This is a genomic window from Duganella sp. FT27W (assembly GCF_009295655.1).
Taxonomy (GTDB): Bacteria; Pseudomonadota; Gammaproteobacteria; order Burkholderiales; family Burkholderiaceae_D; genus Rugamonas; species Rugamonas zoogloeoides.
Genome location: NZ_WHIV01000005.1, coordinates 697,166 through 717,365, shown reverse-complemented (window position 1 = coordinate 717,365; position 20,200 = coordinate 697,166). Strand labels below are relative to the sequence as shown.

The 20,200-nt window shown below is 65.1% G+C and carries 14 protein-coding genes; 2 read left to right on the top strand and 12 right to left on the bottom strand.

What is annotated here, in order from left to right; genetic code table 11:
• Positions 1–60: 60 nt before the first annotated feature.
• The 11 genes from F8197_RS25105 to F8197_RS25055 all read right to left on the bottom strand — a co-directional run bounded on the left by F8197_RS25105 (position 61) and on the right by F8197_RS25055 (position 15,630).
• Positions 61–5,064, bottom strand: a complete 5,004-nt coding sequence (locus F8197_RS25105) for a two-component regulator propeller domain-containing protein (RefSeq protein WP_152884419.1) — start codon at positions 5,062–5,064, stop codon at positions 61–63.
• Positions 5,065–5,092: 28 nt separating this feature from the next.
• Complete coding sequence (locus tag F8197_RS25100; protein WP_152884417.1) at positions 5,093–6,268, bottom strand: patatin-like phospholipase family protein; 1,176 nt, start codon at positions 6,266–6,268, stop codon at positions 5,093–5,095.
• A 51-nt stretch (positions 6,269–6,319) separates the two neighbouring features.
• Positions 6,320–8,122, bottom strand: a complete 1,803-nt coding sequence (gene ggt / locus F8197_RS25095; protein WP_152884415.1) for a gamma-glutamyltransferase — start codon at positions 8,120–8,122, stop codon at positions 6,320–6,322.
• 220 nt (positions 8,123–8,342) lie between these two features.
• Positions 8,343–9,101, bottom strand: a complete 759-nt coding sequence (locus tag F8197_RS25090) for an SDR family NAD(P)-dependent oxidoreductase (RefSeq protein ID WP_152884413.1) — start codon at positions 9,099–9,101, stop codon at positions 8,343–8,345.
• Positions 9,102–9,208: 107 nt separating this feature from the next.
• Positions 9,209–9,835 (bottom strand): hypothetical protein, encoded by a 627-nt coding sequence (locus tag F8197_RS25085; RefSeq protein ID WP_152884411.1) that lies wholly within the window; start codon positions 9,833–9,835, stop codon positions 9,209–9,211.
• A 125-nt stretch (positions 9,836–9,960) separates the two neighbouring features.
• A complete protein-coding gene (locus F8197_RS25080; protein ID WP_152884409.1) occupies positions 9,961–12,126 on the bottom strand; it encodes a sodium-translocating pyrophosphatase in 2,166 nt (721 codons plus the stop codon).
• Positions 12,127–12,238: 112 nt separating this feature from the next.
• Positions 12,239–12,895, bottom strand: coding sequence for an adenylate kinase (gene adk / locus F8197_RS25075; protein WP_152884407.1), 657 nt, complete (start codon positions 12,893–12,895; stop codon positions 12,239–12,241).
• 325 nt (positions 12,896–13,220) lie between these two features.
• Positions 13,221–13,397 (bottom strand): Trm112 family protein, encoded by a 177-nt coding sequence (locus tag F8197_RS25070; RefSeq protein ID WP_019921816.1) that lies wholly within the window; start codon positions 13,395–13,397, stop codon positions 13,221–13,223.
• Complete coding sequence (lpxK, locus tag F8197_RS25065) at positions 13,387–14,511, bottom strand: tetraacyldisaccharide 4'-kinase (protein WP_152884404.1); 1,125 nt, start codon at positions 14,509–14,511, stop codon at positions 13,387–13,389. The genes F8197_RS25070 and lpxK overlap by 11 nt, the downstream gene beginning before the upstream one ends.
• Positions 14,512–14,580: 69 nt before the next feature.
• Positions 14,581–15,015 (bottom strand): biopolymer transporter ExbD, encoded by a 435-nt coding sequence (locus F8197_RS25060; protein ID WP_019921814.1) that lies wholly within the window; start codon positions 15,013–15,015, stop codon positions 14,581–14,583.
• Between the two features lie 9 nt (positions 15,016–15,024).
• Positions 15,025–15,630 carry a MotA/TolQ/ExbB proton channel family protein gene (locus tag F8197_RS25055; protein ID WP_056139006.1) on the bottom strand — a complete coding sequence of 202 codons (606 nt, stop codon included), beginning with the start codon at positions 15,628–15,630 and terminating at the stop codon, positions 15,025–15,027.
• 907 nt (positions 15,631–16,537) lie between these two features.
• Here F8197_RS25055 and xseA point away from each other — a divergent pair.
• Positions 16,538–17,887: an exodeoxyribonuclease VII large subunit gene (gene xseA, locus F8197_RS25050; RefSeq protein WP_373996980.1), complete on the top strand. Its 1,350-nt coding sequence runs from the start codon at positions 16,538–16,540 to the stop codon at positions 17,885–17,887.
• A 32-nt stretch (positions 17,888–17,919) separates the two neighbouring features.
• Here xseA and glk read toward each other — a convergent pair whose 3' ends face one another.
• Positions 17,920–18,909: a glucokinase gene (gene glk, locus F8197_RS25045; RefSeq protein WP_152884400.1), complete on the bottom strand. Its 990-nt coding sequence runs from the start codon at positions 18,907–18,909 to the stop codon at positions 17,920–17,922.
• A 189-nt stretch (positions 18,910–19,098) separates the two neighbouring features.
• Between glk and F8197_RS25040 the strand changes: the two genes are divergently transcribed.
• On the top strand, positions 19,099–20,079 hold the full coding sequence (locus F8197_RS25040) for a LacI family DNA-binding transcriptional regulator (protein WP_152884398.1): 981 nt from the start codon (positions 19,099–19,101) through the stop codon (positions 20,077–20,079).
• Positions 20,080–20,200 lie beyond the last annotated feature (121 nt).

Sequence of the window (20,200 nt, the reverse complement as noted above, 5' to 3'; positions counted from 1 at the left end):
TGAATCATACAGGACACGCAAGCGAATTTTCTGCCGTGCAGCGGACATCCTCACGCGCTGTTAAACCCGGCTGGCCTGGTCCAACAGCGTACGCAAGCGCGGCAGCGCGGCCTCGATCTGCTGCCATTGACCGTGGTCGGCGCAGGTTTCGAGTTCGCCGCACAGCGCTTGCAGTTCCTGCTCTTCCAGGTAGCCGGCGCTGCCCTTCATGCCATGCAGCAGGCGGCCGGCGGTATCGGCGTCGCCGGCCGCCAGCGCCGCTTCCAGGTCGGCCAGGCGCAGCGGGGCGTCCTCGCGGAAGGCGCCACGCAGGCGTGCCTTGAGGTCGCCGCTGCCGCTGTGCTGGGCCAGCCGCGCCGTGTCCGGCGCGGCCGGTTCAACGCCGAACATGGCGTCGAGGTCCGGTGTGCCCGCGCGCGCCGGCGTTCCCTGCGTGGTGACCTTCTGCGCCATCGGCGGCAGGTGGAAGCCGCGCTGCAACTGGCGCTCGATCGCGCGGCTCAGTTGGAAGTGCAGCTTGTCCTCGTCGATCGGCTTGGTGAGGAAATCGTCCATGCCGGCCGCCAGGTAGCGGCTGCGGTCTTCCTCGCTGGCGTTGGCGGTGAGCGCGATGATCATCAGCTCCTGGTCGCGCACCGGCGCATCTTCCGGCCCGCCGGCGCGAATCAGCCGGGTGGCGCTGGCGCCGTCGAGTTCCGGCATGCGGCCGTCCATCAGTATCAGGTCGTAGCGCGTGAGCGCGCAGGCCTTCACCGCCAGCGCGCCATTGGCGGCGATATCGACCTTGTGGCCCAGGTCCTCAAGCATCATGCGGATGATGATCTGGTTGGTCGGGAAATCTTCCGCGCACAGCACCCGCAACTGGTGGCTGTGCGGTTCGCGCGGCACATGCGGCACCGTCGGCGGCGCCACGCCGTTGGCCAGTGGCAGCTCGAACATGAAGGTGCTGCCGGAACCGGGCGCGCTCACCGCGTTGATGCTGCCGCCCATCAGTTCCACCAGCTGGCGGCAAATCGCCAGTCCCAGGCCGGTGCCGCCGTAGCGGCGCGTGGTGGAGGCGTCGGCCTGCTCGAACTTCTGGAACAGGCGCGGAATGGCTTCGGCGTCGATGCCGATGCCGGTGTCCTCCACCAGAAAGCGGATACGGTTGATTACGCCCTTGCGGCCGGCCAGCGCGGCGACATCCTCAAGTGTCTCGCCCTCTTCCGGCATGCGTTCCACGCGCATGGTCACGGTGCCGCTGCGGGTGAACTTGAAGGCATTGCCCACCAGGTTGACCAGCACCTGGCGCAGCCGCGTGGGGTCGCCCACCACGAACTGCGGCAGGTCGTCGCCGAATACCAGCTCGAAGCCCACGCTGTGCGCGGCGGCCTGCTCCTCAAACAGGCTCACTACATTTTCCACGGTGGACGTCAGCGAAAAATCGATGTTCTCGATGGTGAGCTTGCCCGCCTCGATCTTGGAAAAATCGAGCAGGTCGTTGATGATGGTGAGCAGCGACTGGGCATTGGCCTGGCCGCGCAGGATCTGTTCGCGGGTGCCGTCCTGCAGCGATGGGTCGCGCAGCGAAAAACCCAGCATGCCGATCACGCCGGCCAGCGGCGTGCGCATCTCGTGGCTCATATTGGCCAGGAATTCGGACTTCTGGCGGGTGGCGTCTTCCGCCTTCTGCTTGGCTTGGCGCAGGCGTTCGTCGTTGTCCTGCAAGGCGCGGTTGGCCAGCGCCAGCTCCTCGGTATGCAGCCGCACTTGCCGCTCCTGCAGCAGCAGCTGGCCCTGGGTCTGGCGCAGCGTCTGCAGCGTGTCTTCCAGCTGCTGGTACGCGCGCGCGTTTTCCAGCCCGGCGGCGGCATGCGAAGCCAGCGTTTGCAACATGTCGAGGTGCACCTGGCGATACACATTGCGCGCCACGCTCTGCACACTGAGCAGGCCTACCACGCGGTCGCCCACCACCAGCGGCGCGTACATCATCGACTTCGCCCCCGGCATGCGCACGCCATCTTCGCGCACGCACGGCGCCAGCGCATCAAGACCGGTATCGTCCATGTACCTTCGGTACTCGGCGTCGAAGTCGTTGATCAGGAGCGGCTTGCCGTGCGTGAGGCACCACACGGCCAGCTGGTTCGGATCGTCCATCTGGCGCTGGTACGGCATGGTGCGCACACCCGCCTCCACCGCGAACGGGAAGTGGATCACGCCGTCCTGCTCGCGCACGAAACCGATGCCGAAGATCTCTGCCTGCATCAGGTCGTGCACGTGGCGGTACAAGGTGCTCATCAGGGTTTCCATGTCGAGCGTGGCGCTCATTTCGCGACCCAGCTCGCTCAGCACGGAGATATTGCGGTGCGCCTTTTCCACTTCCTCGGTTTGCCGTTCGGCGTCGAGACGGCGCTGTTCGGCCTCGGCGCGCTGCGACTCCGCCTCCAGCCGGCGCAGTTCGAGTTCGTGCTTTTGCTGTTGCAGCAGGCGGTTCTTGTGCTGCACTTCGGCAGTGCGCGACTCGACCAGTTCCTCAAGCTGCTGCTGCTGGCGGTGCAGGCTGCGCATGCGCGCCTGGTAGGCGGCATAGGCCGCGCCGAGCAGCAGCAGCGTGACCAGGGCGCGGAACCACCAGGTCTTCCAGAACGGCGGCAGGATGGTGATCCGGAGGGTGGCGGCGTTGTCGTTCCACACGCCATCCTTGTTGGCGGCTTTTACGCGGAACACGTACTCGCCGGGGTCGAGGTTGGTGTAGGTGGCAAAGCGCTTGGTGGCGTCGGTCACCACCCAGTCCTCGTCGAACCCCTGCAACTGGTAGGCAAAACGGTTGCGCTGCGGCGCCGCGTAGTGCAGCGCTGCGAACTCCAGCGAAAACACCGAATCGGCCTGACGCAAGGTCAGTTCCCCGGTGTGCTCGATGGCCGTCTTGAGCACATCGGCATGGTCGCCCTGCCCCGCCTTGAGCGACTTGTTAAACACCTGGAAGTCGGTGATGGCCACCGGCGGCGCCACGCTGTTTTCGCGCACGGCCTGCGGTGCGAACGCGGTGATGCCATTGAAGCCGCCGAAGTACAGCGTGCCGTCCGGGGTGCGCAGCGCCGAACCGTCGAAGTACGCGCCTTCGATGGTGCCGTCGGCATCGCTGTAATTGCGCACCATGCCGGTGGCGATATTGAACTTCGACAGGCCGCTGTTGGTGCTCAGCCACAGGTTGCCGGCACTGTCGGGCAGGATGGCGGCGATGGCGTCGTCGGCAATGCCGTCCTTGCGCAGGTAGCGGCGGAAGGTGATGGTGCCGTCGGCGGCCGTCTCCATGCGGTTGAGGCCCGCCGCCGTGCCCACCCACAGCGTGCCGGTATCGTCTTCGTACAGGCTGTGCACCTCGTCGTGGCTCAGCGACTGCGGATCGGTGGGGTTGCGGCGGAAGTGGCGGAACGTGCCGGTCTTGCGGTCGAGCAGATCGAGGCCGTTGAAGCTGCCCACCCACAGCCGGCCGCGCCGGTCTTCCAGGATCGGCCGCACCACGTTGTCGGCCAGGCTGGCGCTGTCGGCCGGGTTGTGGCGGTACGTGTGCACGTCCATGGTCTTCGGATCGAGCCGGTGCAGGCCGCCACGGCTGGCAATCCACAGCAGGCCGGCGCGGTCGGCCACGATGTTGCGGATGGTGTCGCTGGCCGGATCGCCGCGCACGAACGACAGCGTGCGGACGGTGCCGGTGGCCGGATCGAGATGGTTGACGCCGGCGCGCCCACCGATCCACACCGCGCCGGTGCCGTCAGGCGCACGCCACAGCGCTGTCACCTGGTCGTCGCTCAAACTGTCGGGCCGCGCCGGATCGTGGCGCCATACCTTGCTGCGGCCCGTCTTCGGATCGTACAGGTTCAAGCCGGCGCCAGTGCCCAGCCACAGGCGGCCGTCGCCATCCTGCGTGGCGGCCGTGGCGATGGCGCGCACCTTGTTGTCCGACAGCGCATCCGAATCCTCGGTATGGCGCACGATGCGGGCGAAGCCGCCGCTGCCCATGTCCACCCGGCTAACGCCGTCGTTCCAGGTACCTACCCAGAAAGTGCCCACGCGGTCGCGGAACAGCGCCGACACCTGGTTGTCCGCCAGGCTGTGGCTGTCGCTGAACTGGTGGCGGTACTGCACCAGCCGCTGCTCGGCCGGCAGCCAGCGCAGCAGGCCGTCGGCATGGGTGCCGATCCACAGCTGCTTTTCGATGTCTTCGTACAGCGCGGTGATGCTGGCGCCCGGCCGCAGTCCTTCGGCGGTGCCCAGGCGCCACCGCTGCGGTTCGCCCTTGTCGCCGATGCGCCACTGTTCCAGTCCGCCCATGGTGCCCACCCACAGCATCTGGTTGCGGTCCACCTGCAGCGCCAGCACGGCGTTGAAACGACTGTCGCCGCCGGCGTCGAGGCGGTAATGGATAAACCGGCTGGCGCCCGGCGCTAGCATATCGAGCCCGGTGGCGGTGGCCACCCACAGGCGGCCGGCAGCGTCGCGCGCCAGCGCGTTGACCTGGTCGTTGACCAGGCTGCCCGCATCGGCCGGGTCGTGGTGCCAGCTGGTGAAGCGCCCGGTGGCCGGATCCAGGTGATGCAGGCCATCGGCGGTAGCTACCCACAGGCCGCCCAGTCCATCGTCGGCGATGGCGCGCACGTGGCGGTTGCCGTTGCCGCGCTCCACCGGCGCCGTAGGCAGGTAGTGGACAAACGTGCGGGTGGCGGGGTCGTAGCGATCGAAGCCGCCGTCGGTGCCCACCCATAGCTGCCCCGAGGGATCGACGTGCAGCACCCGCACCCAGTTGTCGGCCAGCGTGCGCGGGTCGGACACGGCGCTTTTATAGGTCACGGTGCGGTAGCCGTCGAAGCGCGTGAGGCCGGCCTGGGTACCGAGCCAGATAAAACCCTGCTTGTCCTGGGCGATTGCCAGCACCGACTCCTGCGCCAGGCCGTGTTCCACGCTCAGCTGCTCGAAGCGCAGCGTGCGCGGCGGCGGCCCGCCCCATGCAGCGGCCGCGCCCAATACCCACAGCAGCAGGGCCGGCGCCAGCAGATGTCTCCACAGATGGTTCAGGGCGTACAAAAAACGGGGTCTCCCCAAGGGGGTGTGCTCAGGATTCGAAGAAGGCCAGCACGTCTTCCTTGCGCGCCTGGGTATCGCGCTGACCCAGACGGATCAAGTCGCAAGTATACGACGATTCGAACAACAAATACGAAGCAAGCGCCGCGCCGCGCGTTTCAGTGGCGCCAATTCCCGACAACATGGTGCGGATGGGCGCCGGCAGGCTGCCGATGTGGCGGCTGGCGATATCGTCGAGCCGCTCCGATGGCGCGATGACCAGCAGCTTGACCGGCTTGAGCGGGGTTTGTTCGAGCAGCGCCTCGGGCAGCAGCGACAGGGTCTTGTTTACCCGTTCGAGCCGCTCGATATCGACCGCCAGCGAATCGAGGAAGATCGAGGACATGGCGTGGCCGGCGATCTGCGCCAGGCTTGGATAGCGGGCCGCGCCCCGCTCCGGCGTATTGCGCGACGCCTCGGTCAGGCGCCCCGCACCGACTACCAGCACCTTGCGCGCGCCCAGGTGAATGGCCGGGGAGATCGGCGCCAGCTGGCGCATGGAGCCGTCGCCGCAGTATTCGCGGTGGCCGCCGATGAACAACGGCGTGGCGGGAAAAATGAACGGGATCGCCGACGACGCCAGCAAGTGCTCCACGCCGATCTGGTCCTGCAATGCGAGACGCTGCATGCGCACCCACGGAGATATCTCGGCGGCGGTCTGGTAAAAAGTGAGGTGGTTGCCGGCGGTGTAGGACGACGCGGTGACCGCCAGCGCGTGGAGCAGCCCTTCGGACAGCACGGCATCCAACCGGGGCAGGTCGAGCATGCGGTGCAGCAGGCCGACCAGCGGAGTGTTGTCCAGCAGCGACGCCGGCGGTGCGGCGCGCCACTTGCGCAGCAGCCAGCCGAACGACAGCAGGGAGAGCCAGCGCGCGCCCGAGCGCAGCACGCCCAGCGAATCGGCGCGGTACACCTGCGCCACTTCGATGTTCTGCCACACGTCGAGCAGCTTTTGCACGCCCTCGCCGAAGTTGTCGGCACGGCAGGCCAGCGCGGTGGCGTTGATGGCCCCGGCCGACGTGCCGCAGATGATATCGAACGGATTGCGCGCCGGCGGCCAGCCCGCTTCCCACAAGATCTCGGAGATGGCCTGTAACACTCCCACCTGGTAGGCCGCGCGCGCGCCGCCGCCGGTGAGGATCAGGCCTGTTTTCTTTTGACGTCCCATGGCCCCAGATTAGCAGGGTATGCGCGGTTTGGGAAAGCCCTTTCGGCGCGGTCAGTCGCCCAGCACGATGCCTTCGCGGCGCGGATCGGCGCCGCCGAACCACTGCGCCTTGCCGCCCACTACGCGGCGCTCGATGCCCTGCAGGCCGGAGTTCTGCTCGGTCTCGCGCACGTCGTGGCCGCGCGCCTTCAGTTGCGCGATCACCGCGGCGCTTACCCGGTCTTTTTCCAGCTCGGTCGGGCCGTTACGGCTGCCCAGGTTGGGCAGGCTGATGGCCTGCTGCACGTCGAGCTTCCAGTCCAGGGTACCGACCAGCACCTTGGCCACATAGTTGATGATGGTGGAGCCGCCCGGCGAGCCGGTGGCCAGCACCAGTTTATGCGTGCCCTTGTCGAACACCAGCGTCGGCGACATGGCGCTGCGCGGGCGCTTGCCAGCCTGCACCCGGTTTGCGATCGGGCCGTTCTCGTCCTGCGAATCGAACGAGAAGTCGGTGAGCTGGTTGTTGAGCATGAAGCCATCGACCATCTGGCGCGAACCGAAGGCGTCTTCCACCGACGTCGTCATCGACAGGCCGCCACCGAAGGCATCCACCGCCACCAGGTGCGAGGTCGAGGGCTTGTCGATGGCGGTGTCAGCGCCCCACGCCACGTCCATGGTGTCTGGGGTGCCGTAGTTGGCGCGGCCCATCGACTGGTCGCCGATCAGCGCGGCGCGTTTGGCCAGGTAGCGCTTGTCGAGCAGGGCCGAGACGCCCTTGCCCGGCAGCGGCACGAAGTCGGTATCGGCCACGTAGCGGTTGCGGTCCGCATAGGCCAGGCGCCCTGCTTCGCTGAACAGGTGGATGCCGTCGGCAGTCAGCTGGCCGTTGACCGGCTTGTACGGGCTGATGTCCTTCACTTCCAGGATGCCCAGCATCTGCGCAATCGCGATGCCGCCCGACGATGGCGGCGGCGCGCCGCACACGGTCCACGCCTTGTAGTCGCTGCAGATCGGCGCGCGCTCCTTCGCCTGGTAGCCGGCGATGTCGGCAGTGGTCAGTTTGCCCGGATTGGTCGGATGGCCGGAGACCTTGGCGACAATGTCGCGCGCAATACGCCCCTTGTAAAAGGCGTCGGCGCCGCCGTCGGCGATCTCGCGCAGGGTGCGCGCCAGTTCCGGGTTTTTCAGGATGTAGCCGACCGGGCGCGGTTGGCCCGCGTCGTCAAAAAAATAGGCGCGCGCCACCGGGTCGCGGGCCAGGTACTTGTCCCACTTGAGCAGCGCGTTCAGGCGCGGGCTGACGGCAAAGCCGTCGTCGGCCAGCTTGATGGCTGGCGCGAACAGGGTTTTCCACGGCAGGCGGCCGTGCTGCTTGTGTGCCAGTTCCAGCATGCGCAGCACGCCGGGTGCGCCGACCGAACGGCCGCCGACCACGCCGGTCTCGCGCGAGACCGGTTTGCCATCCTTGTCCTGGAACAGGTGCTCGTCGGCAGCGGCCGGCGCGGTTTCGCGGCCGTCGTACGACTGCACGCGCTTGCCATCGGAGTACAGCAGGAACGAGCCGCCGCCGATGCCCGACGATTGCGGTTCGACCAGCGTGAGCACCAGTTGGGTGGCAATCGCCGCATCGATGGCAGCGCCGCCCTGCTTGAGGATCTGGTAGCCGGCCTGGGTGGCCAGCGGATTGGCGGCAGCCACCATGAACTTCTGCGCCGACTTGCCGGCCTTTTCGGCGTAGCCGGTGGCGATTTCGGGCGCGACGTCGTGATTAATGCCGGGGACTTTGGCCGGCGCCTGCAACTGGGCGTAAACGGGGGCGTGCAAGGCGCCCAGCATGGCGGCGGCAAGCGCCAGGGTCTTCAAACGAATCATGGGTTCTCCGGATCGGGGCACGCAACCTGCGGCGCGCCTGAACGGCCATCGTACACGAAATCGTTTAAATCGTTTACTACTGAACCTTATGCCTCTTATAGAGGATGCCTCGAAAACCGTAGCGAGCGGCCCGATATCGCCTTGAGTAGCGGAAGCGTACGGAGGTACGCTGAGCAACGCAGAGGCGATAGCGGGACGCGCAGTAGGTTTGCGAGGTATCCTATTTGGCGGCCATGCGAATGGCTCCGTCAAGGCGTATGACTTCGCCATTGAGCATGGTGTTCTCGAAAATCGCCCGCGCCAGTTGCGCATACTCGTCCGGTTTGCCCAGCCGTGGCGGGAACGGCACCATGGCGCCCAGCGCATCGCGCACTTCTTGCGGCATGCCCAGCATCATCGGCGTTTCGAAAATGCCGGGCGCGATCGCCATCACGCGGATACCGCTGCGCGCCAGGTCGCGCGCCATCGGCAGCGTCAGGCCGGCTACTGCCGCCTTCGACGATGCGTACGCCGCCTGCCCCATCTGGCCATCGTACGCCGCCACCGACGCGGTATTGATGATCACCCCGCGCTCGCCGTTGTCCAGCGGCGCGGTCCTGCCCATCGCTTCGGCCGCCAGGCGCGCCATGTTGAAGGTGCCCACCAGGTTGATCGCCACCACGCGCTGGAACAGCGCCAATGCATGGGCGCCTTCCTTGCCGACCGTTTTGGCGGCCGGCGCAATGCCAGCGCAGTTGACCAGGCCGCGCAGCGGTCCCAGCGCAGTTGCTGCCGCCACTGCCGCCTGCGCATCCGCTTCGGAAGTGACATCGCAGCGCACGAACACGCCATCGAGTTCCGCCGCCAGCGCCCGTCCGCCGTCTTCCTGCACGTCGGCCAGCACCACCTTGCCGCCGGCCTGCGCCAGCATGCGCGCGGTGGCTGCGCCCAGTCCCGACGCGCCGCCGGTAACGATGAATACCTGTTCTTTTATCTGCATGGTGTCTCCGCGGTTGACGATGATGTTTACGCTCACCTTACGTTTACGTAAACGTAATATTGAGCGTCATTGTAGCCAAAATCAGCGTGGAGAGATACAGCGGCCAGTCAGCACTGGATGAACGCGCCGTTGCGCGAACACAGCTTGCCGCTGGGGCTGACCACGGTGTTGCCGGGGCCGTTGTTGTAGCGTTGGCCGTTGGGGCCGTTGCAGCCGGCGGCGTCGCAACCGGCGGTGGGCACCGGCGCGCCGGGCCGGGTGCCGGGATCGGAGCGCGGTGGTGTGGACGGCATGGGCGGTGCAGGCAGTACGCGGGAGGGCGTGGCTGGCGAGGTTGGCGCAGTGAGCGCCCGCGAAGGCGTGGCGGGCGTCATCGGCGTGGGCGTTACGCGTGATGGCGGCTGCGCCTGGTCGCGCGGATCGTTTTCGGCCGGCGACACCCGTTCGATCGCTTGCGGCACCGGCCGTCGTGGCATCGGGTCAAGCGCCTTGGCGGTGCGGCACGGCTCCTCGGCCAGGTGCTTGCCGTCGTCGCTGAGCTTACATGGCGGCAGCTTGGCGTAAGCCTCTTTTTCGGTATCGACTTCGGGCGCGCGTGGCTGCGGTGGCTGCTGGGTGGACTGTCGTGCCGGTTCCGCCGGCTGCTGCGCCCAGGCGCCGGCGCACAGCAGCGCGGCGGCCAGGCCGGCTGCCGCGCTGGCGCCGAGCCGTCCAGCGAAAGTTGGTTGATGCATGATGGTCTCCTCCTGCTTGGTATCACGCCAGCCTACCTCGTTCAAGGCAGGCCTGGCGCGCGTCAGGAGGTGTGGTTCAGCGGCGCCGCCGGTATGCTGTGACCGGCAGGTAGCGTGTCAACGTATCAACGAGTTGGTCCTGCGCCCGGCACCACAATCACGTCAGGCGCTACCACGACAGCCGGCGCCACGATCGCCGCCGGTACGGGAGTATGCGCCACCACCGGCACGCTCACCGCCAGCCAGCCCGAGGCCGGCAACAGCGGCACCAGGAGCAGCGCCACGATGTTGATGATCTTGATCAGCGGGTTGATCGCGGGGCCGGCCGTGTCCTTGTACGGGTCGCCCACGGTGTCGCCGGTGACGGCCGCCTTGTGCGCTTCGGAACCCTTGCCGCCGTGGTGACCATCCTCGATGTATTTCTTGGCGTTGTCCCAGGCGCCACCGCCGGTGGTCATGGAAATGGCCACGAACAGGCCGGTGATGATGGTCCCCATCAGCATGCCGCCCAGCGCAGCAGCCCCCAGCAGCATGCCGACGATCACCGGCACCACCACCGGCAGCAGCGACGGGATGATCATTTCGCGGATCGCCGAGGCGGTGAGCATATCGACCGCCTTGTCGTACTCGGGCTTGGCCGTGCCTTCCATGATGCCCTTGATGTCGCGGAACTGGCGCCGCACCTCCACCACCACGGCGCCGGCCGCGCGCCCCACCGCCTCCATCGCCATGGCGCCGAACAGGTACGGGATCAGGCCGCCGATGATCAGTCCGACGATCACCATCGGATTGGACAGGTCGAACAGCACGCTGCGCCCGGCGGACTCCAGCGCGTGGGTGTAATCGGCAAACAACACCAGCGACGCCAGCCCGGCCGAGCCGATCGCATACCCCTTGGTGACGGCCTTGGTGGTATTGCCCACCGCGTCGAGCGGATCGGTAATCGCGCGCACCGACTCGGGCATGCCGGCCATTTCGGCGATGCCGCCGGCGTTGTCGGTGATCGGTCCGTAGGCGTCGAGCGCCACCACGATGCCGGCCATCGACAACATCGCCGTGGCGGCAATCGCCACGCCGTAGAGCTGACCGAGCTGGTACGAGACCAGGATGGCCGCGCACACGGCCAGCACCGGGTAGGCGGTGGACTTCATCGACACCCCTAGCCCGGCAATGATGTTGGTGCCATGGCCGGTGGTCGACGCCTGGGCGATATGCTTGACCGGTGCGAAGTCGGTGCCGGTGTAGTACTCGGTGATGTACACCATCAGCCCGGTGAGCACGATGCCCACCACGGTACAGCCCAGCAGGCGCAGGCGCACCGACGGGTCGGCCCACACGTACCAGGTCACCGCGATAAAGCCCAGCAGCGACAGCCCGGCCGCCCACCACAGCCCTGTATACAGCGCCGACATGATTTTTTTACCCGGTTTGGCCTTCACCATCGAGCAGCCGATGATGGACGCGATGATCGATACGGCCCCCAGCAGCAGCGGATAGACCACGGCCGCCACCGGCGCGCTCACCATCAGCAGCGCCCCCAGCAGCATGGTGGCGATCAGCGTGACCACGTAGGTTTCAAACAGGTCGGCCGCCATGCCGGCGCAGTCGCCGACGTTGTCACCGACGTTGTCGGCGATCACGGCCGGATTGCGCGGGTCATCCTCGGGAATGCCGGCTTCGACCTTGCCCACCAGGTCGGCGCCCACGTCGGCGCCCTTGGTGAAGATGCCGCCGCCGAGGCGCGCGAAGATCGAAATCAGCGACGCCCCGAACGCCAGCCCGATGAGCGGCTCAATTAACTGGTGGGTGTTGACGGTGGCAGCAGCCAGGTCGGACGGTAGGCCTGCGGTGAGGTACATATAGAACAGCACCACGCCCAGCAGCCCCAGGCCGACGACCAGCATGCCGGTGATCGCGCCGCCGCGAAACGCCACGTCGAGCGCGGCGTTCATGCCACGGGTAGCCGCCTGCGCGGTGCGCACATTGGCGCGCACCGAGACGTTCATGCCGATGAAGCCGCAGGCGCCCGAGAGCACGGCGCCGATCAGGAAGCCGAGCGCGGTATTGAAGTCGAGGAAGATGGCAATCAGGATCAGCAGGACCACGCCGACCAGGCCGATGGTACGGTACTGGCGCGCCAGGTAGGCGGCGGCGCCCTGCTGGATGGCCAGCGAGATTTCCTGCATGCGCGCGTTGCCGGGGTCCTGGCGCAAGATCCAGCTGCGCGACCACAGGCCGTAAACGACGGCGATAACGCCGCAACCCACCGCTAACCACAAACTGGCTGCCATAGTGTCTCCCCTTTTTGTTATCGAGCGAACTGCGGAACAAACTCACAAAACGTCAAAGCGGGGAAATATGAACAGCCATGAAAAAAGCGGACGCTCGGTCCGCTTTCAGGTCTTATTCAGCCAGCGCTGCAAACACGCTGTCGCGGATTTGCTCCACCGCGCCTACCCCGGTGATACGGCGATACTTCGGTGCACCTTCGGCGCCCGACTTGGCCCAGTCGTTGTAGTAGCCAAGCAGCACTTCGGTCTGGTTGTGGTACACGTCCAGGCGTTTTTTCACGGTCTCGGCCTTGTCGTCGTCGCGCTGTACCAGGTCTTCGCCGGTAACATCGTCCTTGCCGTCGACTTTAGGCGGGTTGAACTTGACGTGGTACACACGGCCCGAACCCGGATGGCAACGGCGGCCGTCCATGCGTTCGATGATCGAGTCGTCCGGTACGTCGATTTCAAGCACGTAGTCGACATTGATGCCGGCTTCCTTCATGGCGTCCGCTTGCGGAATGGTGCGCGGGAAACCGTCGAACAGATAGCCGTTAGCGCAATCGTCCTGCTTCAGGCGTTCCTTGACCAGGCCGATGATCAGGTCGTCGGAGACCAGGCCGCCGGCGTCCATCACCTGCTTGGCCGCCAGGCCCAATTCCGTACCGGCCTTGATCGCGGCACGCAGCATGTCGCCGGTGGAGATCTGCGGAATATTGTATTTCTCTTTGATGAAATTAGCCTGGGTGCCCTTGCCGGCTCCTGGTGCTCCTAACAGAATCAGACGCATGAAGTTTCCTAAAAACAGATTTTTGGAGGGTGTGGTTAGTGGTGTTAGTTGTTGCATGGACACAGTATTAATACTGATTATCCGACTATCTTGGTACGAAACTTACCACAAAACTTGGCCCATCAGCCAGTTTGATACCGTTTATACCGTTTGTCACAGGCAAAAACGCGTTCCTGTGGGGATATTCGTATGAATAATGCACCAGCGTGACGCCGCAGCGCACCGCCATGGAACGTTATAACAGGCCCATGGGCCTGTTTGGTTTGATATGGATCAAGCCCCCACCTTCTAAAGGCTGGCGGCACAGGCAGGCAAGTGCGGACGCTCAGTCCGTCTTGTCCTGCAGGGTACGGGCCTCGTCGGCCCACATGATGGGGATGCCGTCACGAATAGGGAACGCCAGGCGGTCGCCCTTGCAAATCATTTCCTGGGCCTTCTTATCGTACTCCAGGGGGCCTTTGCAGACCGGGCAAACCAGGATATCAAGCAATCTAGCGTCCACGACATTTCTCCACAATTTGGTCGGCCAGCGCGCCATCGATGTGCGCCGTGACCGGGACGACCCATAGTCGCGGGTCGCCTCTGAGTTCTTCAATTTGCGCACATTTTACTGCATCCTTCTCGGTGATCAAGATCACATCGGCGTGCAGCGCAGCGAAAGGCCGGTCGCGGAAGTCGTGGTGGTCGGGCAGCGCCAGCTCCTGGACGTTCAAACCGGCCGCCTTGAGCATGCCGAAAAACCGCGCCGGGTTGCCGATGCCGGCGGCTGCGGCCAGGCGCTGGCCGGGCTGCGCGAGGTCGGCCAGCACCTTGCGCTGATTGCGGTCGCGCAGTTGCTCGGCGTGGCCGCCGGCCAATGTCATCTGGATCGGCGCCGGATAGTATCCTGCCGCGCTACCCGGTAACTGCGCCCGTACGGAGACCGCTGCCGCCTCGGGGGTTGCCGCCAGCGGCGTGCAGCCGACCGCGCGCACCAGTGCATCGGTGAGCACCGGCGCATTGATCACCGTGAAATCGCGCCGGCGCGACACCGGTTCGCGCAGCGGCCCGGCCGGCAGCAGCCAGCCGTTGCCGGCGCCACGGCCATCGAACAGGATGATTTCGATATCGCGCTGCAGCGCATAGTGCTGCAAGCCGTCGTCGGTGAGCAGCACGTCGATGTCGGGATACGCGGCCAGCAGCGCGCGGCCGGTGGCGGCGCGGTCGCGCCCCACCATCACCGGGCAGCCGGTGCGCTGGCGGATCAGCAGCGGCTCGTCGCCCACCTCGGCCGGCGTAGAGTCGGGGCCCACTTCACGCGCCGTATTGGCCGCGCTGCCGTGGCCGCGCGAGATCACGCCGGGCCGCATGCCGCGCGCCTGCAAAGCCTGCACCAGCCAGATCGTCAACGGCGTCTTGCCGGTGCCGCCGATGTAGATGTTACCGACCACGACCACCGGCACCGGCAGCCGCGACGACGCCAGCCAGCCGGCGCGGAACAGCGCTGCGCGCGTGCCGCTCACCGCCCGGAACAGCAGCGACACTGGCCACAGCGCGCAAGCGAGTGGCCCACGGCGCAACCAGTTGCGGGTGAGCGTTGCTTCCAGTGAAGATTGTTTGGGGGGATTATTCGACAATACCTGAGTCCTCAATGCAGCCGGCGCCGGCGTTGCGTAGCAACGAATCGCCGCGCAGGCGGGTCACCGCTACTTGCCGCCGCCGGTCTGCGCCGCAAACGTCAGCTTCTCGAAGCCCGCCACGCGCGCCGCTTCCATCACGTTCACCACCATCTGGTGCATGGCAAACTGGTCGGCATTGACGATCACGACCGGCTCCTTGTCCTTCAAGCCGCCCTTCTCGGCCGCGCCGCGCAGCGCCTGCGCCAGGCCGGCCACGTCGCGGAACGACACCGGGTCGCCGTTGATCGTGTAGTTGCCCTTGGCGTCTACCGTCACATTGAGCTCGAACGGCTTTTCTTCGGGCTTTTGCGCTTCGGCCGTCGGCAGCGTGATCTGCAGTTCGGTGAACTTGCTGTAGGTGGTGGAGACCATCAGGAAAATCAAAATCACCAGCAGCACGTCGATGAACGGGATCAGGTTGATTTCTGGGTCTTCCCGGCCCTTGCCTTTGCGGAAATTCATGCCCGCTCCTTACTTGCGCTGGCGATGCACGACATCGACGAACTTGACCGCCTGCTGCTCCATCTCGATCACGAAGCTGTCCACCAGCGCGCGGAAGTGGCGATAAAACACCAGCGTAGGCATGGCAATCGCCAGGCCGAAGCCGGTGTTGTACAGCGCCACCGAAATACCGTGCGCCAGTTGCGCCGGGTTGGCGCCCGACGGGTTTTGCGAGCCGAAAATCTCGATCATGCCCACCACCGTGCCGAACAGGCCCATCAGCGGGGCCAGCGTGGCGATGGTGCCCAGCGTGGTGAGAAAGCGGTCGAGCGTATGGGCCACGCCGCTGCCCGCTTCTTCGATCGATTCCTTCATCACGTCGCGCGGCGCATCGACGTTGCGCAGCGCGGCCGACAGCACCACGCCCAGCGGCGAACTTTTTTCCAGCTTGTCGAGGATATCGGGCGTGATATTGCCCCCGCGATAAACCTGCACCACCTCGTCGAACAGCTTTTTCGGCAAGATTTTGGCGCGGCGCAGGTACAGCAAGCGTTCGATGATCAGCGCCGTGGCGACGATCGATGCAATCAACAACAACCAGATAGGCCAACCTGCAGCTTGGAAAATGGCGAGCAAAACAAACTCCTGTGGATGAATTGGATCGGGCGCTAACCCGAAGGCGCAATGTATCTTGTTGGGCCAAAGTCGGCAAGAGGACAGTTATGCCCACATTCTGTTGATAAGATTGTGTGCAAGCACCTGCCCGGTGAATCAAGTCATTGATTTACAACGATATTTTTTCCATGCACGAATTTGACGCACCCCGACGGCGCGGGCACCAATATTACACTGGTAAACTTCTGCACAATTTGTGTGGATAAAATTGTGCGCAATGTCGCTGCTATGCTGCAAGAGTGTTGATTCATAAGGATATTTTTGCCATGAGTAAAAAACTGGCAGAACCACCTTTCACGACCATAAACCGGGTTTTCCACACCGCGCCAGGCGCAGATGACTGGTATCTACCGGCTGTTGACCATGCTTGTGCACTTCTGCACATATTGTGTGGATAAGATTGTGCGCAAGGCACTCCCGCACTGCGCAAGTCATTGATTCTAAATGGAACATTTATGCTGCGCAAAAATCAGGCAGCTATTTTTCCGAGGGTTGCGGTGGATAAGCACGGAGTTCTGCACACCTTCTGTGGACAAAATTGTGTGTAATAGCCTTAAGTGGATCCTAAGTCATTGATTTGTCACAAATTACCGTTGCAGCACAAATTTTAGGCACACCATACAATAGCGCTCGACCGCCCCGGTTATCCAATGTATGAACAGTTTATGTGGATAACTTTGTGCGTAACCATGGTCCGCCAGACTAAAGTCCTTGATCCATAAGGGTTTTTTCCAGATGCAAGTAAATCAGGCAGCCATATTTTTCGTTTAAAATCATGGACCTATCTATAATACTTCCAGCCCTTTATACAAGATGACCGCTGTGTGACCAAATTCACATAGTGTGGATAGTTTTCATGAATGAAACGATGAACTTCGACGAACCCACCGACTCCAACGCCACCGGCACGCCCGTAATCACCGTCTCCGCGCTCAACCAGGCGGTGGCGCGCCTGCTCGAGCGCTCGTTTCCGCTTACCTGGATCGCCGGCGAAATCTCCAACTTCACCCGCGCCAGCTCCGGCCACTGGTACTTCACGCTCAAGGACAATGCCGCGCAAGTGCGCGCGGTGATGTTCCGGGGCCGCGCCCAGTACGCCAACTTCACGCCGCGCGAAGGCGACAAGGTCGAAGTACGGGCCCTGGTCACGCTGTACGGCGCGCGCGGCGACTACCAGATCAACGTGGAGGCGATCCGCCGTGCCGGCGTGGGTTCGCTGTTCGAGGCGTTTTTGCGCCTGAAGGAAAAGCTCGACGCCGCCGGCCTGTTCCACCCCGACCGCAAGCGTGCATTACCCATGTTCCCGCGCACGGTGGGCATCGTCACCAGCCCGCAGGCGGCCGCGCTGCGCGACGTGCTGACGGCCCTGCGCCGGCGCGCACCGCACGTCAACATCGTGCTGTACCCCACACCGGTGCAGGGCCAGCTGGCGGCGCAAAAGATCGCTGCCGCCATCGACTCGGCCTCGCTGCGCAACGACTGCGATGTCCTGATCGTGTGCCGCGGCGGCGGCAGCATCGAGGATTTATGGTCGTTCAACGACGAGGACGTGGCGTACGCGGTGGCCAACTGCCGCATGCCGGTGATTTCCGGCGTGGGCCACGAGACCGATTTTACGATCTGCGATTTTGCCGCCGACCTGCGCGCGGCCACGCCCACGGCGGCGGCCGAACTGGCGGTCACGCCGCGCGCCGACTGGCTGGCGTCCTTGCGCACCGACGCCACCGACCTGCGCCGCGCCATGCGCCGCGCACTTGGCGACTCCGCGCAAACGCTCGACAGCTACACGCGCCGCCTGCTTAACCCCAACGCCCAGATCCGCCAGCAGCGGTTAAAACTGCTGGCGCTATCGACCGCGATGATGCACGCCAACCGGGCGCCGCTCACGCGTGCGCGCCACCAGCTCGACCGCCTGGGCGAACGGATGGCCGCCTGCACACCCGACACCCGCGCCGCGCACGCGTCGCTGGCCGGCCTGCGCCACCGCGCCACGATCGGCATGGCGCGCACGGTGCAGCAGCGCCGCGCGGCATTGGCGGCATTGTCGTCACAGCTGGAGTTGTTAAATCCGCAGAGAACGCTGGAGCGCGGGTATGCAATCGTGACCGACGAAGCGGGAGCGGTGGTGCGCTCGCCAGCGCAGATCGTGGCGGGCGGCACGCTGGGCGTGCGCCTGGCCGAAGGCGCTGCCGTGGTGGACGTGGCGGCGGTTCGGTAGACCCATGGTTGCCGCGTGCGCGGGGCGCCGATTTAATCCGTCGACAACATCGTCGACATCCCGATCAGCACCGGGTATTTTTCGGTGATCACGTAGGTCGGGATGTGCGCCAAATAGTCCGAGAACCGCCCCTTCTGCTCGAAACGCGCGCGGAACCCCGAGCGCTCGAAAAATTCGCTCATTTGCAGCACCGTGCGCCCGCCGATATAGATGCCGCCCTTGGCGCCCAGGGTGAGCGCCACGTTGCCGGCCACCGTGCCCAGCATCTCGCAAAACGCTTCGAGCGTCTCTTCGCACACGGGGCACAGGCGGTGCAGGCCGCGCTCGACGATTTCCTGCGTGGTCAGCACCTGCGGCTCGATCCGCGCCCGTTCGCACAGCGCGCGGTAGGCCAGGCCCAAACCGATGCCCGACACCAGCCGTTCGCTCGAAACGTGTTCGTGGTGGCGGCGCGCGTAGCGCAGGATGTCGATTTCGCGCTCGTTCATCGGCGCGAACGTGGTGTGGCCGCCTTCGCTGTCGATCGCTATCCAGCGCTCGCCCACCGGCACCAGGTACGACACGCCGAGGCCAGCGTCCGCCCCCACCAGGCCGATCACGGCGCCGTCGCGCGGCGCGCCGCCGCCCACCTGGTGCTTGTTCTCGGGCGCCAGGTGCGGCAGTGCGGAAGCGAGCGCGCGCAGGTCGTTGACCACCACCAGCGACTTCAAACTGAATTGCGAACACACGGCTTCGATCGAAAACGACCAGTGGTGGTTGGTCATGGTGACCCAGTCGCCGTCGATCGGGTTGGCGATCGCGATGCCGGCGTAGCGCGCCTGGTAGCCGCCCGCCGCCACCGTGGCCGGCTGCGACAAATAGGCCACCAGCGCCGCGCCCAGCGTGGGATAGGCGGCGCAATCGGCCACCCAGACCGCGTCGATCTGCTGCGGGGCGGTTTCCACCGCAAAGCTGGCGCTGCTGCCGCCGATGTCGGCCAGCAGGCGCGGGCCGCTGGCGCCGTGTGAAAAGTTCGATTCCATGTCTCTGACCTCTGCTTATTTTTGTTGTACGTTCAGCCAAATCTTCACGCAACCTGGGCTGAACAAATCGGGCCCGATTATAAGTCAGGCCCCTAAATATGGTAATCTTCGCTGAAAAGGATTTCATAATACTTCGTCAAGGATTGCACGTTGCCAGATACTTCCCCCTCCTCCGGCCCATCGACATTAATGGACGTTGCCCGCCTGGCGGGGGTCTCTCCGAGTACCGTCTCGCGCATCCTCAACGGCACCGCCAAGGTCTCCGACGACAAGCGGCTGGCCGTGCTGGCTGCCATCGAAAAGGTCAGCTTCGCACCGAACCAGATGGCGCAAGGGCTCAAGAAGGGCCGCTCGCTGACCATCGGCATCGTGGTACAGGATATCTCCTCGCCATTCTTCGACGAGACGCTGCGCGGCATCGACGACGGCCTCAAAGGCACCGGCTACGCGTCGGTGATCGTCAGCGGCCACTGGAACGCCGATGAGGAAGCGGACCGCGTGCGGCTGCTGCTGGCGCGCAAGGTCGATGGCATCATCCTGCTGTCGGGCCGCATTTCCGACGAGGCCGTGCTGGGCTTCTCTGGCCAGCGGCCGATCGTCTCCACCGGCCGCGCGCTGCAAACCCGCACTGCGCTCGGCTTCAAGACCGACAACGAATACGGCGCCTGGCTGGCCGTGCGCCACCTGGTCGAACTGGGCCACCGCCGCATCGCCTTTATTTCCGGCCCCGCCAACAACCACGATGCCGACGAACGCCTGGCCGGCTACCGCCGCGCGCTTACTGAGGCGCAGATCGACATCGACCCGGCCCTGATCGTGGAAGGCAATTACCACGAAGCGAGCGGCATGATGGCGATGAACCGCCTGTTCGACACCCACCAGCAATTCACCGCCGTGTTTGCCGCCAACGACCTCACTGCCTACGGCGCGCGCCTGGCCCTGTATCGCAAGGGCATCCGCGTACCCGACGACATCTCGCTGGTCGGCTTCGATGACCTGCCCGGCTCGTGGTACACCACGCCGCCGCTGACCACCGTGCGCCAGCCGATGTACGACATGGGCCGCATCGCCACCCAGGCGCTGCTGCGGCTGATCAATGGCGAAACGGTGCAGGGCGAGATCCCTCCCGTCGAGCTGGTAGTCCGAGAAACCACCCGCCGCGTCCGTTGAGGCGGCTGAAAAGCACCCATGTCTTCGTTGCGGCGCCTTGCCGTGCTAGCGCACTGCCTGCGGCGCCGCGCCTCGACCTGGGCGCTTTGCAGCCGCCTCAATTAACCAGATCCCACACGTA

Coding starts and splice junctions, on each gene's coding strand:
- F8197_RS25090 (WP_152884413.1), bottom strand. CDS start 9,101: ATGCAGATAAAAGAACAGGTATTCATCGTTACCGGCGGCGCGTCGGGA.
- xseA (WP_373996980.1), top strand. CDS start 16,538: ATGAACTTCGACGAACCCACCGACTCCAACGCCACCGGCACGCCCGTA.
- F8197_RS25080 (WP_152884409.1), bottom strand. CDS start 12,126: ATGGCAGCCAGTTTGTGGTTAGCGGTGGGTTGCGGCGTTATCGCCGTC.
- ggt (WP_152884415.1), bottom strand. CDS start 8,122: ATGATTCGTTTGAAGACCCTGGCGCTTGCCGCCGCCATGCTGGGCGCC.
- adk (WP_152884407.1), bottom strand. CDS start 12,895: ATGCGTCTGATTCTGTTAGGAGCACCAGGAGCCGGCAAGGGCACCCAG.
- F8197_RS25100 (WP_152884417.1), bottom strand. CDS start 6,268: ATGGGACGTCAAAAGAAAACAGGCCTGATCCTCACCGGCGGCGGCGCG.
- F8197_RS25085 (WP_152884411.1), bottom strand. CDS start 9,835: ATGCATCAACCAACTTTCGCTGGACGGCTCGGCGCCAGCGCGGCAGCC.
- F8197_RS25060 (WP_019921814.1), bottom strand. CDS start 15,015: ATGAATTTCCGCAAAGGCAAGGGCCGGGAAGACCCAGAAATCAACCTG.
- F8197_RS25040 (WP_152884398.1), top strand. CDS start 19,099: ATGGACGTTGCCCGCCTGGCGGGGGTCTCTCCGAGTACCGTCTCGCGC.
- glk (WP_152884400.1), bottom strand. CDS start 18,909: ATGGAATCGAACTTTTCACACGGCGCCAGCGGCCCGCGCCTGCTGGCC.